The sequence below is a fragment of the Mycobacterium sp. NPDC003323 genome (assembly GCF_053589535.1).
Genome location: NZ_JBSFSB010000001.1, coordinates 549,567 through 563,021, shown reverse-complemented (window position 1 = coordinate 563,021; position 13,455 = coordinate 549,567). Strand labels below are relative to the sequence as shown.

9 protein-coding genes are annotated in these 13,455 nt (G+C 68.2%); 3 read left to right on the top strand and 6 right to left on the bottom strand.

Going from position 1 to position 13,455, the window contains the following annotated elements:
- The first annotated feature begins 84 nt into the window (after nt 1-84).
- A complete protein-coding gene (locus ACWDUN_RS02395; protein ID WP_449924066.1) occupies nt 85-1,689 on the top strand; it encodes a diflavin oxidoreductase in 1,605 nt (534 codons plus the stop codon).
- 79 nt (nt 1,690-1,768) lie between these two features.
- Here the strand turns inward: ACWDUN_RS02395 and ACWDUN_RS02390 are convergent, their stop codons facing one another.
- Together ACWDUN_RS02390 and ffh are read right to left on the bottom strand one after the other, a co-directional pair.
- A complete protein-coding gene (locus tag ACWDUN_RS02390) occupies nt 1,769-2,863 on the bottom strand; it encodes an amidohydrolase family protein (protein WP_449924063.1) in 1,095 nt (364 codons plus the stop codon).
- Entirely contained in the window at nt 2,864-4,432 is a 1,569-nt protein-coding gene (gene ffh / locus ACWDUN_RS02385) for a signal recognition particle protein (protein WP_449924060.1), read from the bottom strand.
- Between the two features lie 111 nt (nt 4,433-4,543).
- Between ffh and ACWDUN_RS02380 the strand changes: the two genes are divergently transcribed.
- Nucleotides 4,544-6,730 (top strand): molybdopterin-dependent oxidoreductase, encoded by a 2,187-nt coding sequence (locus ACWDUN_RS02380; protein WP_449924057.1) that lies wholly within the window; start codon nt 4,544-4,546, stop codon nt 6,728-6,730.
- Here the strand turns inward: ACWDUN_RS02380 and ACWDUN_RS02375 are convergent.
- The 4 genes from ACWDUN_RS02375 to ftsY form a co-directional block, all read right to left on the bottom strand.
- The gene (locus tag ACWDUN_RS02375; protein ID WP_449924054.1) at nt 6,727-9,213 is read right to left on the bottom strand and encodes a [protein-PII] uridylyltransferase; all 2,487 of its coding nucleotides are present in this window, start codon (nt 9,211-9,213) and stop codon (nt 6,727-6,729) included. The genes ACWDUN_RS02380 and ACWDUN_RS02375 overlap by 4 nt on opposite strands.
- Before the next feature lie 74 nt (nt 9,214-9,287).
- The gene (locus ACWDUN_RS02370) at nt 9,288-9,626 is read right to left on the bottom strand and encodes a P-II family nitrogen regulator (RefSeq protein ID WP_030133509.1); all 339 of its coding nucleotides are present in this window, start codon (nt 9,624-9,626) and stop codon (nt 9,288-9,290) included.
- A gap of 39 nt (nt 9,627-9,665) precedes the next feature.
- Nucleotides 9,666-11,015 (bottom strand): ammonium transporter, encoded by a 1,350-nt coding sequence (locus ACWDUN_RS02365; protein WP_449926176.1) that lies wholly within the window; start codon nt 11,013-11,015, stop codon nt 9,666-9,668.
- Nucleotides 11,016-11,188: 173 nt separating this feature from the next.
- On the bottom strand, nt 11,189-12,604 hold the full coding sequence (gene ftsY, locus ACWDUN_RS02360) for a signal recognition particle-docking protein FtsY (RefSeq protein WP_449924047.1): 1,416 nt from the start codon (nt 12,602-12,604) through the stop codon (nt 11,189-11,191).
- Nucleotides 12,605-12,663: 59 nt separating this feature from the next.
- Here ftsY and ACWDUN_RS02355 point away from each other — a divergent pair, with 59 nt between their 5' ends.
- Entirely contained in the window at nt 12,664-13,416 is a 753-nt protein-coding gene (locus ACWDUN_RS02355; protein ID WP_449924045.1) for a class I SAM-dependent methyltransferase, read from the top strand.
- Nucleotides 13,417-13,455: the final 39 nt, after the last annotated feature.

Below are 13,455 nucleotides of genomic sequence, written 5' to 3'. Positions count from 1 at the left end.
AGGGAGGCCCCCACGGGCGCCCCACAGCAAGTAAGGTCACCCTAATTTCAGCGCCGGGCTACGGCGCGTGACAAAGGGGGCTAAGTGACCGGCCAAGCTGATCTCTCACTCATCGTCGCGTTCGGCACCGACATGGGTAACGCCGAGGACGCGGCGATGACCTTCGCCGAATCGGTCGGCGAGATCGGGATCGAGGTCGAGGCCGTCGAGCTGAACCAGGTCGAGATCTCCGAGTTGCAGAACACCACGCATTTCGTCGTCGTCGTCTCGACCTTCGGTGAAGGTGAGTTCCCCGATTCGGCCACCCTGTTCTGGGAGTCCATCAGCGCGGACACCGAGCGGTTGGAACACCTGAACTTTGCGGTGCTGGCTCTCGGGGACAGTTCCTATGAACTGTTCTGCAATGCCGGCAAGCTCCTCGACGAGCGCCTGGAGGCCCTCGGCGCGCACCGGATGGTGGACAGGGTCGACGTCGACGGGTTCTATGAGCAGCCCGCCAAGGCGTGGACCGCCGATATCGTCAAGATGCTCACCGCCACGCAGGGTGACACGGCGGCCGCGCCGGCGCCCGCTGTCGAGCGAGCGGAACCGCGTGAGCGCAATGTCGCGGTCACCGCGCGGCTGTCGGTCAACCGTCGGCTCAACTCCACCGATTCCGACAAGGAGGTTCGCCACTACGAAATCGACCTCACCGGAACCGGACTCAGCTATCAGGCCGGGGATTCCATTGCCGTGCACGCGACCAACGATCCGGTGCTGGTCCGGGCATTGCTGGACGAGTTCGGCGTGACCGCCGAACACGGCGTGCCCGGCTACGAACAACCGTTGGGCACGCTGCTGACCGAGCACTTCGAGATCCGCACGCCGTCGCGGGCATTGCTGGACCTGGCGGCCACCCGCACGACCGACGCGCAAGTGTCAGCGGCCCTGCAGTCGGGCGACACCCACGGTGGCACGCAGAACTCGTGGCTGTACGGCAGGGATGTGCTCGATATCGTCGCGCTGGCCGACCTCAAGGTCGACGAGGTGCTCGATACGTTGCGGCCGTTGCAGTTCCGCGATTACTCGGTAGCGTCGAGCCCGCTGGAGCATCCCGATTCGGTGCACCTGACGGTGGCCAGCGTGCGTTATGAACTGGGCGACCGCGTGCACGGCGGAGTGGCATCGACCTACCTGGCCGACCGCTGCGAGGACGTCCGGGTGCAGCTGCGCCCCAACAACCACTTCCGGTTGCCCGCGGCCGATGTGCCGATCATCATGATCGGCCCGGGTACCGGCATCGCGCCGTTCCGGGCCTTTCTGCAGGAGCGTCGCGCCACCGCGGCAACAGGTGCGTCCTGGCTGTTCTTCGGGGATCGGCGCCGCGGCACCGATTACCTGTACGGCGAGGAGCTTCAGGAGTTCGTCTGCTCCGGTGTGCTGACCCGGCTGGACCTGGCGTTCTCGCGCGACCAGGACACCAAAGTGTATGTGCAGCAACGCATGCAGGAGAATGCCGAGGAGTTCTACCGCTGGCTGATCGACGGTGCGCACCTGTACGTGTGCGGGGATGCCGACCGGATGGCCAAGGATGTCGACGCCGCGCTGCACGATATCGTCGCGCGCTGCGGCGCGATGTCGGCGCAGGCCGCGCACGCCTACGTCAACGACCTGATCAAGAGTCACCGCTACGTCCGCGACGTGTACTAACCCCTCGCCCCCTTTTCGCCCAAACGTACAAACGGGTGAAAAAGTGCGAGAGGATCCCGCCCAAACGTCAATCTCGGTGCTAGCTCCAGATGCGCCCGCGCAGGATCACCAGATCCGGGTCACCGACGCCGACCTCCCGCGGGTCGTCGCGGAAGCACAGCAGGTCGGCCGAGGCGCCGTGCTCCAGCGCGGGACGGCCCAGCCACGCCCGCGCGTCCCAGCATGCCGCGCCCAGCGCCTGCGTCGGTGTCATGCCCACCCGGCCCAGCGCCGCGATCTCGTCGCCGATGCGGCCGTGAGCGACCATCCCGCCGGCATCGGTGCCCGCGTACACCCGCACCCCCGCCTCGTGGGCGGCGCCGACCCGCCGATGACATGACGCGTACAGATCGCGCATGTGCTTGGCATAGGTCGGGTACTTGGCCGCCTGCTCGGCGATACCCGGGAAGTTCCCGATGTTGATCAGCGTCGGCACCAGCGCGGTGTCGTGCTCCAGCATCAGGTCGATGATGTCCTCGGTGATGCCGGTGCCGTGCTCGACGCAGTCGATCCCGGCCTTGATCAGTCCCGGCAGTGCGTCCTCACCGAAGACGTGCGCGGTGACGCGCGCACCCTCGGCATGCGCGGCCGCTATCGCCTCGACCAGCACGTCATCCGACCACAGCGGCGCCAGATCCCCCACTCCCCGGTCGATCCAATCCCCGACCAACTTCACCCAGCCGTCGCCCCAGCGCGCCTGCTCGGCGACGTAGGCCGGCAGCTGCGACTCGTCCTCGATATCGATCGGCAGCCCCGGCAGGTAGCGCTTGGGGCGGGCCAGGTGCCGGCCGGCCCGGATGATGCGCGGCAGGTCGTCGCGGTCGTCGAAACTGCGGGTGTCCACCGGTGATCCGGCGTCGCGCAGCAGCAACGCACCGACATCGCGTTCGGTCTCGGCCTGCTCGACGGCCTCCTCGACGCTGGTCGGACCGCCGGGGCCGAGCCCCACGTGACAGTGCGCGTCGACCAGGCCCGGGATGATCCAGCCGCCGTCGAAAACTGTTACCGCGTCGGCGACCGGCTCGGCCGACAGCCGCCCGCTGTGCCCATGCTCTTCGAGCGAGCGCTCATCGACAACCCACCACTGCACCTCCTCGCCGTCGGGTAACCCTCGGCCTCGAAGATGCAGCCGCATCTATTTCTGCCCCGGGAACTTCAGCTTCGACAGGTCGATATTGGCCAGACCGGGCGGCAGCTCGTCGAGCCCCTTGGGCATGCCGGTCAGGTCCGGGAATCCGGCGGGCATGCCTGCGCCCATCGGATTCTTCGGCGGCGTCGGTCCTTTGGCGCCGCGCCCCTTCTTCTTACCGGCCTGCTTGTTCTTACCCTTGGCGGCCTTGCGTTGGGTGTTCTTGCGTCCGAACGGCATTCCCATCTGGCCCGCCATCTGCGACATCATCTTGCGGGCCTCGAAGAACCGGTCGACGAGCTGGTTGACCTCGGAGACGCTGACACCGGAGCCGTTGGCGATGCGCAGCCGGCGCGAGGCGTTGATGATCTTCGGATCGGCCCGCTCGGCGGGGGTCATACCGCGGATGATGGCCTGCACGCGATCGAGCTGGCTGTCGTCCACGGCGGCCAGCGCGTCCTTCATCTGGCCCGCTCCGGGCAGCATGCCCAGCAGGTTGCCGATCGGCCCCATTTTGCGGATGGCCAGCATCTGCTCCAGGAAGTCCTCCAGGGTCAGCTCACCGGAGCCGATCTTGGCGGCGGCGGCTTCGGCCTGCTCGGCGTCGAAGACCTGCTCGGCCTGCTCGATGAGCGACAGGACGTCGCCCATGCCCAGGATGCGGCTGGCCATCCGGTCGGGGTGGAAGACGTCGAAGTCCTCGAGCTTCTCACCGCTGGAGGCGAACAGGATCGGCACGCCGGTGATCTCGCGGACCGACAGCGCGGCACCGCCGCGGGCGTCGCCGTCGAGCTTGGTCAGCACCACGCCGGTGAATCCGACGCCGGAACCGAAGGCCTCGGCGGTGCTGACGGCGTCCTGACCGATCATGGCGTCGAGGACGAACAGCGTCTCATCCGGTGAGACGGCATCGCGGATCGCGGCGGCCTGCCCCATCAGTTCCTCGTCGATGCCGAGGCGGCCGGCGGTGTCGACGATGACGACGTCGAAATGCTTGGCCCGGGCCTCGGCCAGACCGGCGGCCGCGACGGTCACCGGGTCACCGGTGGTCATCTGGTCGATGGTGACGCCGTCCGGCGACACCCCGGGGTGCGGGGCGAAGACGGACACGCCCGCGCGTTCACCGACGATCTGCAGCTGGTGCACCGCACCCGGACGCTGCAGGTCACACGCCACCAGCAACGGCGTGTGGCCCTGGCCCTTGAGCCATCGGGCGAGCTTGCCGGCCAGGGTGGTCTTACCGGAGCCCTGCAGACCGGCGAGCATGATGACCGTCGGCGGTGTCTTGGCGAAGGCGAGCTGACGGGTCTCGCCGCCGAGGATGCCGATGAGCTCCTCGTTGACGATCTTGACGACCTGCTGGGCCGGGTTCAGCGCCGCGGACACCTCCGCGCCCTTGGCGCGATCCTTGATGCGGCCGACGAAGGCGCGCACCACGGGCAGCGATACGTCGGCCTCGAGCAGGGCGAGCCGGATCTCGCGGGCGGTGGCGTCGATGTCGGCGTCGGTCAGCCGGCCGCGGGAGCGCAGCCCCTGGAGAGCACCGGTCAACCGGTCAGACAGCGATTCAAACACCTGGCAAGCCTAGCGGTCAGCCAGGATGAACTCACCGCGCACTCTGGCCTCGGGCGACCACGGGGCGTTAATCTGTCAACGCCCGATGACAGATTAGCGCCGGAGGACCCCATGACCGCGATCGACCTCCCCATCGCTGCGGTGCGCGGCACGGCGCCCGAGGAAGACAGCGTGACGCACATCAGCCAGTGCACGCTGTGCGAGGCGCACTGCGGCATCCACGTCACCGTCACCGACGGCCACGTCAGCCGCATCGCCGGTAATCCCGACGACGTCTTCTCCAAGGGCTACATCTGTCCGAAGGCGACCGCGATGGGCGCGCTGCACCACGACCCGGACCGGCTGCGCTCCCCGATGCGCCGGGTCGGAGACTCCTTCGAACCGGTCAGCTGGGCCGAGGCGTTCGACGAGATCGGCACTCGGCTGCGTGTCATCCGACGCAAGCACGGCGTTCGCGCGTTGGGCATGTACCTGGGCAACCCCGCCGCGCACAGCTCAGGGGCGCTGTACGGCCTGGCGCTGCGCATCGCGCTGCTGACACCCAACTTCTTCTCGGCATCCTCGATCGACCAGATGCCCCATGAGTACGCCGCCTGGCGGGTGTTCGGATCCAACGCCCTGGTGCCGATCACCGATATCGACCGCACCCAGCGGCTGGTCATCCTGGGCGCCAACCCGGCGGTATCCAACGGCTCCTTGTCCATCATGCCCGGCGCCAAGCGGCGCATCAAAGCCGTCCGAGACCGCGGCGGCAAGGTCATCGTCGTCGATCCGCGCCGCACCGAGACCGCGAAACTGGCCGACCAGCACGTGGCCGTGAAACCCGGCGGTGATGTCCATCTGCTGCTGGGCATGCTGAACGTGTTGATCACCGAAAACCTCTGCGACGCTGCGGCAATCGTGCGGTGGGCCTCGGGCTGGCAGGAGCTGCGGCGGCTGGTGGCCGACGCCACTCCCGAGGCCGTGGCCGAGACCGCCGGGGTGAACGCCGAGGAGATCCGGACTTTGGCTCGCGAGCACGCGGCCGCCGAATCGGCGGCCATCTACGCCCGTATCGGCATCTGCCAGCAGGAGACCGGCACGTTGGTGAGCTGGTTGGTCATGGTGATCAATGCCGTGACGGGCAACCTGGATCGCGCCGGCGGGACGATGTTCTCCACGCCGATCATCGATGTGCCGCGGCTCGCCAAGTACATCCCCGTCGGACACGGCTGGTGGACCGACCGCTCGGGCCGGTACAAGGCGTTCCGCGCCGAACTGCCTGCGGTGGCGATGGCCGACGAGATCCTGACCGCCGGCCGCGGAAAGATCCGCGCGATGGTCACCTATGCCGGTAATCCGGTGTCGTCCATCCCGCAGAAGGGCCGCCTGGACGAGGCCATGGGTCAGCTCGATCTGTATGTGGCCGTGGACATGTACGTCACCGAGACGACCCGCCACGCCGATTTCATCCTGCCGCCGGTCTCGCCACTGGAGCGCGAGGATGTCGGCCTGTTGACCACGGTCTTCAGCGTGCGCAACAACATTCGGTATCAACACCGGTCGTTCGAACCCGCGCCGGGGGCGTTGGAAGACTGGGAGATCCTGAGCCGGTTGACCTTCGAGCTGCTACCGGCACCGCTGCGTCAGCTCAGCAAGCCGCTGCGCAACCGGTGGATCGCCTTCGCCGACCCGCTGCGGCTGACGGCGGCCGTGCTGGCGACCGGCCCCTACGGACGGCTGCGCCGAGGCCGCAAGGGCGTCACGATGCGCGCGTTGCGCGACAGCGCCGGCGGTCTGGACCTCGGGCCGCTGGAACCACGTTTGGACAAGGTGATCGCGACCAAGGACCGGCTGGTGCACCTGGCACCCGCGGAGTTCGTCGCCGATGCCGCGGCCCGGCTGGCCACCCGGACCGACGCACCGGCCGATGGCCGGTTGCAGCTGATCGGCCGACGCAACCTGCGCAGCAACAACTCCTGGCTGCACAACGTGCCGACCATGACGGGCGGCAACAACAAGTGCACGGTGCTGATGCATCCCGACGATGCCGCCGCGCGCGGCTTGTCCCAGGGCGATGTGGTGCGGGTGGCCTCCGACATCGGCCAGATCGAGATCCCGGTCGATATCAGCGACGAGATGCGCGCCGGCACCGTCGCCGTGCCGCACGGGTGGGGCCACCGCCACACCGGATGGTTGCACGCCAACACCCTGCCCGGCGCCAATGTCAACGATCTGCACGATCCCGATCAGGTGGACACCTTCACCGGGACCGCTGCGGTGAACAACACCTGGGTGACCGTCTCGGCCACCGGCTAACTCGCCTCGGACACCTTAGGCGGGGGCGGCGCGGGCAGCACCGCGAACAGGTCGCGCTCCAGATTTGCGCGCACCCCATCGAGTTTCGTATCGCTCAGCGCCGGCACCACGATGCTGAACACGTCGATCACCACCGACCCCAAGGTGGTGACCTTGGCCCAGCTGATATCGAGACCGTCGCGTTCGATCACCGCGGTCAGCCGGGACAGCAGACCGGGCCGGTCACCGGCGCGCACCTGCAGGACGAGCTCGCCGGGCGCACTGCCGTCGAACCACAGGATGCGCGGCGGGGCGGTGGTGCCGGTGGCCGGCACCGAGGCCGGCGTCTCGCCCGCCCGATTCGGGCCGGCCGCGGCCGCCTCGGAGTCCCGGCGTTCCAGGGTCTCAGCGACGTCCAGCCCGCCGTCGAGGGCCAGGATGAACTGTTGGCGCAGCAACTCGGCGGCCGGCGGGGTGCCGAAATGCGGTGACACCACAAAGGTGTTGATGGCCAGTCCGTCTCGGCTGTTCACCGATGCCGAATGCACGCGCAGTGCGTTCAGGGCGAGCACCCCGGCGGCCTTGGACAGCAGGCCGCGCCGGTCCGGAGCGATCATGGTGACGTTGTGGATGTGCGGGCTCTCACCGGTCGCCAACTCGACATGAACCCCCGCGTCGGCGGCCAGGGCCACATGGCGCGGGTCGATCGGATCCGGGGTGGGCAGCGGTTCCCCGGCCATCACCAGTCGGCAGCGGCGCACCAGATCACCGATCAGCGACGCCTTCCAGTCGCCCCACACCCCCGGACCCGTTGCCAGCGAGTCGGCCTCGGCCAGCGCGTGCAACAGTTCCAGCAGCAGTGAGTCACCCCCGAGCGCCTCGACCACTGCGGCAATGGTGTTGGGGTCCTGCAAATCGCGGCGGGTGGCGGTATCGGGCAACAGCAAGTGGTAGCGCACGATCTTGGAGAGCACCTCGACATCGGAGGGCCAGAGCCCCAGCCGAGTGCCGATCTGGGTGGCCAACTCGGCGCCGATGACGCTGTGGTCGCCGCCGCGCCCCTTACCGATATCGTGCACCAGCGCACCGAGCACGAGCAGGTCCGGCCGGGAGACGCGGGTGGTGAATGCCGCTGCACGCGCGACGGTCTCGACGAGGTGGCGGTCGACGGTCCAGATGTGCACCACATCGCGCGGCGGCAGGTCGCGCACCGCGCCCCATTCCGGGAACAGCCTGCCCCACAGCCCGGTGCGGTCGAGTGCCTCGACGGTGGCGACGGCGGCCGGTCCGGCCGAGAGCAGCACCAGCAGATCCTTGAGCGCCTCCCGCGGCCACGGCATGCGCAGTTCGGGTGCGGCACCGGCCAATCGGCTGAGCGTGGAGGCGGCGATCGGTAGTCCCGTGGTGGCCGAGGCTGCGGCCACCCGCAGGATCAGGCCCGGGTCCCGTTCGGGGCGCGCGTCGCGGGCCAGGATGACTTCGCCGCCGTATTCGATGACGCCCTCGTCCAGGGGGCGTCGGGTCGGTCGGCGCAACGCGGCGAAACCACGGCGCGGCAGGGCGTTTCCCGCGGTTCGGATGCCGGCGTCGACGTAGTAACTGATGGTCCGGGCGGCATCGGAGATGGCGCGGGCCAGGTCGAAGCGGTCGCCGATGCGCAGCGCGGCACCGATCTCGTCGGCGTACTGGGCGAGCACCTGTTCACGACCTCGCCCCGAGACCCGGTGCAGTTCGGTGCGCACATTCAGCAGCGACAGGTGTGCTCCGCCGAGGGTTCCGGTGGGTGAGGCCAGCAGCCGACTGGGGTAGACATCGGCCAACTGCGCGATGGCCAGCGCGTTGAGCAGTTGCACGTCGCGGATGCCACCGCGGCCGTTCTTCAGATCCGGTTCGGCGCGGTGGGCGATCTGCCCGCTGCGCTCCCAGCGGGCCTTGGTGTGCTCGACGAGTTCCTCGTATCGGCCCGCGATTCCGATGCGCCATTGCCGCCGGGCACCGCCGGTCAGCAGATTGGACAGTTCGGCATCGCCGGCGATGTGGCGGGCGTCGAGCATGGCCAGCCCGACCGCAATGTCCGCACCGGCGACCTTGAGCGCCTCGGGCACGGTGCGTACGCTGTGATCGATGCGAATGTTGGCGTCCCACAGCGGATACCAGAGCAGCTCGGCGACCTGGGTCACGACGTCGGCGGGCATGTTGTCGTGCAGCAGCGTGAGGTCCAGGTCGGAATACGGGAGCAGTTCACCGCGGCCCAGTCCCCCGGTGGCGACGATGGCGAAGCCGCTGGTGGCGGTGATGCCGATCTCGGCCGCCTTCGTCGACAGCCAGAATTCGTGCAGGTCCAGCAACGCGTGCCGCAGCGCAGCCGAATCCAGTTGCTTGGCACCGGCTTTGAGCAGTTGTTCGGATGCCTTGGCCAAATCGGTGGCCGGACGCGGCGATCCCGCCGCCGGAGCCTCCCATCGGGAGCCTTCGGCGGCGGGATCTCTTGTCTGATCGGTCATTTCGGTTCCTCCCCCGGCCCTACGTTCGAACATTCTTCCTGTATGGCCGGGAAACGACCGTCCTCAACCGGTGATCAGAGTGCGTCGACTCCCCGTTCACCGGTGCGCACGCGCACCACGGTGTCCACGGGGCTCACCCACACCTTGCCGTCTCCGATCTTGCCGGTGCGTGCGGCCTGGACGATGACGTCCACCACCTTGTCGACGGCGGAGTCGTCGACGACGACCTCGACGCGCACCTTCGGCACGAAGTCCACCGAGTACTCGGCGCCGCGGTAGACCTCGGTGTGCCCCTTCTGGCGGCCGTAGCCCTGCACCTCGCTGACGGTCATACCGAGGATGCCCGTCTGCTCCAGGCCGGTTTTGACGTCTTCGAGTGTGAACGGCTTGACGATCGCGGTGATCAGCTTCATTTGGTCGATCCTTCCAGAACTGGAGTCAATTGTTCCCGATCATGCGAGTTCATAAGCGGTTTCTGCGTGCTCGGTCTCATCGATGCCAGTGGCCTCGTCTTCCTGGCTGACACGCCAGCCTAGTGGCTTGACGACGAAGGCGATGATGGTCGTCAACACCGCGGTGAAGATCAGTGCGACAACGGCGATCACGACCTGGACCACCAACTGCTTGTAGTCACCGCCGACGAACAGGCCGGCGTCGGTGGCGAAGAAGCCCAGTGCCACGGTGCCCCACAGGCCGGCCACCAGGTGCACGCCGACGACGTCGAGCGAATCGTCATAGCCGAACTTGTACTTCATGCCGATGGCCAGTGCCGACAGGATGCCGGCGATCGCGCCGACCACCAGCGACCAGATCGGGGTGAGGTTGCCGCAGGCCGGGGTGATGGCGACCAGGCCGGCGACCACACCGGAGGCGGCGCCCACGCTGGTGGCGTGGCCGTCGCGCAGGCGCTCCACCAGCAGCCAGCCCAGCATCGCGGCCGCGGTGGCGGCGGTGGTGTTGACCCAGACCAGGCCGGCCAGCACATCGGCGGCACCCTCGGAGCCCACGTTGAATCCGAACCAGCCGAACCACAGCAGGGCCGCGCCCAGCATCACGAACGGGATGTTGTGCGGGCGGAAGGCGGTCTTGCCGAAGCCGGCTCGCTTGCCCAGCAGGATGGCCAGCACGAGTGCGGCCATACCGGCGTTGATGTGAACCACGGTGCCACCGGCGAAGTCGATCGGCGCGACGTTGGCCGCTCCTTCGTCGTCGACACCGAACAGCATGGCCGCCAGACCCTGATCGCTACCCGAGAGCAGGCCGCCGCCCCAGACCATGTGCGAGAGCGGGAAGTACACGAAGGTGACCCACAGGCCGCCGAACACCAGCCAGGTGCCGAACTTCATGCGCTCGGCGACCGCACCGCTGATGAGCGCGACGGTGATGACGGCGAAGGTCAGCTGGAAGGCGACCCAGACGATGGCCGGTACGGAACCGAAGCCGCCGGCGACGAAGGTGGCGACGCCGTCGACCTCGCGCTCCTCCATCAGCTGGTTGACGCCGAACAGCGAGAAAGGATTGTCGAAGAACAGTCCGGGGGTCGCGCCGGTGTGCGCCGAGGAGAACGACATCGAGTAGCCCCACAGCACGTAGATCACGCTGACCAGGCCGAGGGATCCGAAGGACATCATCATCATGTTCAGCACGGACTTCTGCCGGGACAGACCACCGTAGAAGAACGCGAGACCCGGGGTCATCAGCAACACCAGGGCGGCGGATGCGAGAACCCATGCCGTGTCACCGGAGTTCAAGCCATCCGGACCGAATGGCTTGAAATTTTCGTCGGGTATGGCCAGGGCCACGTCAAGCAAGCCGGGAACCACTTTGATTGAACCTCCTCGGGATATCGCCGATGGAATCGGCCTCGCAGAAGAGACTCTTTTGCCCGCGTTTCATCTGTGGTTCACAGATGTTTCGCAAGCGTGAACGGATTCCCGTTGTCTGTTACACGTATGTTTCCCGGCCGCCGGATGTGCTATCCGAGGAGCGCGTCGACGAATGCCGACGGCTCGAAGGGAGCCAGATCGTCGGGTCCTTCGCCCAGTCCGACCAGCTTGACCGGGACACCGAGTTCCTGCTGTACGCGGAACACGATGCCGCCCTTGGCGGTGCCGTCGAGCTTGGTCAGCACGACACCGGTGATGTCGACGACTTCGGCGAACACCTTGGCCTGCGGCAGGCTGTTCTGGCCGATGGTGGCGTCGAGCACCAGCAGCACTTCGTCGACCTTGGAACGCTTTTCGACGACGCGTTTGACCTTGCCGAGTTCGTCCATCAGACCGGTCTTGGTGTGCAGGCGGCCCGCGGTGTCGACGACCACGACATCGGCGCCGGTGGCGATGCCCCGGTCGACGGCGTCGAAGGCCACCGACGCCGGGTCGGCCCCCTCGGGACCGCGCACGACGTCGGCACCCACCCGCGATGCCCAGGCCTGCAGCTGATCGGCCGCGGCGGCGCGGAAGGTGTCGGCGGCACCGAGGACGACGCGGCGCCCATCGGCGACCAGCACCCGGGCCAGCTTGCCGACGGTGGTGGTCTTGCCGGTGCCGTTGACGCCGACGACGAGCAGCACCGAGGGCTTGTCGGCGTGCGGCAGGGCACGGATGGAGCGGTCCAGGTCCGGGCGCAGCTCGGAGATCAGCACCTCTTTGAAGATGGCACGGGCGTCGGCCTCGGTGCGGACCGAGGCGCTGGCCATCTTGGAGCGCAGCGAGGCCAGGATCGATTGGGTGACGACGGGGCCGAGGTCGGCGATCAGCAGGGTGTCCTCGATCTCCTCCCAGGACTCCTCGTCGAGGTCGCCGCCGCCGAGCAGGCCCAGCACACCGCGGCCCAGGGTGCTCTGCGATTTGGCCAGCCGGCCACGCAGCCGTTCCAGCCGGCCTTCGCTCGGGGCGATCGGCTCGATGGTCGGCTCGGGTTCGGGCTCGGGCTCTGGTTCGGGCTCGGGCGTCGGCTGCGGTGCCGGCTCGGGGGTCGGTGCGGGAACCGGCTCGGGCTCGGGCTGCGGGGCGGGTTCGGGTTTCGGTTCGGGCTCTGGCTCGGGCTTCGGTCCGGGCTCGGTGACCGGCTTCGGGGGTTGCACCACCGGTGGTTCGGGCAGCTTGACGTCGGCGATGGTGCGTTTGGGAGCGTCGCGCGGCACGGCCGCGTCATCGCCCACCCCGGGCAGGCCGGTGGTGTCGACCTTCTCGGCCGGCGGTGCGGTCGCCGAGGAACTGAACGTGATGCCTGAGGAGGCCTTATAGCCACCCGACTTGTCGAGCTGGGTGGTGGTGTCAGGGGCTGACAGGCTGATCCGCCGCTTGCGGTAGCGCACCAATCCGACGACCAACGCGACTACGACCAGGACGGCTACGACCGCGAGCGCGATCCACAAGGCATCTGACACCCGACCATTGTCTCAGGGGCCGAAGATCCCGAGTTGCCGGAGGCGCGAGACTGGCTGTCATGTTCGAGCAACTGCTGGCCGAGGGCGCAGCCGCCGATGTCACCGGCTGGGATTTCTCCTGGCTCGACGGGCGGGCCACCGAGCAGCGCCCGCCGTGGGGGTATGTGGGGTTGTTGTCGGCCAGACTCGGCGACGTCGACGCTGCCTTGGACGTCCAGACCGGTGGCGGGGAGGTGTTCGGTGAGGCGCTCCGTGCCGCCGGGCGGCGGCCGCCGGTGTTGGCCGCCACCGAGGCCTGGCCGCCGAGCGTCGCCGCGGCCGCCCACGTGCTGGACGGCGTGACGGTGCGCGAGGCGCCCGAGACGGCGCTGCCGTTTCCCGATGCGACCTTCGATCTGGTCAGCAGTCGGCACCCCGCGACCATCGCGTGGCCGGAGATCGCGCGGGTGTTGCGCCCGGGTGGGTCGTACCTGGCCCAGCATGTCGGCCCCGCGAGCGCGTTCGAACTGATCGAGATCTTCACCGGTCCCCAGCCTGAGGCGCGGCGTCACCGCGACCCGGATGACGAGGCGAGCGCCGCGCGGGCCGCCGGCCTGGACGTCGTGGACGTGCAGGTGGCGCGCACCCGCATCGAGGTGTTCGATATCGCCGCGGTGGTCTACCTGCTGCGCAAGGTGATCTGGTGGGTGCCCGATTTCTCGGTGCAGCGTTACCGGGACAAGCTGGCCGAGTTGCATGCTCAAATCGAGGCCGAGGGAAAGTTCGTCGCGCATTCGACGCGGCATCTGATCGAGGCGCGGCGGCGCCGCTAGCGCCGGATATGGCAATGTCGATCGGGTGACCATCGGCCC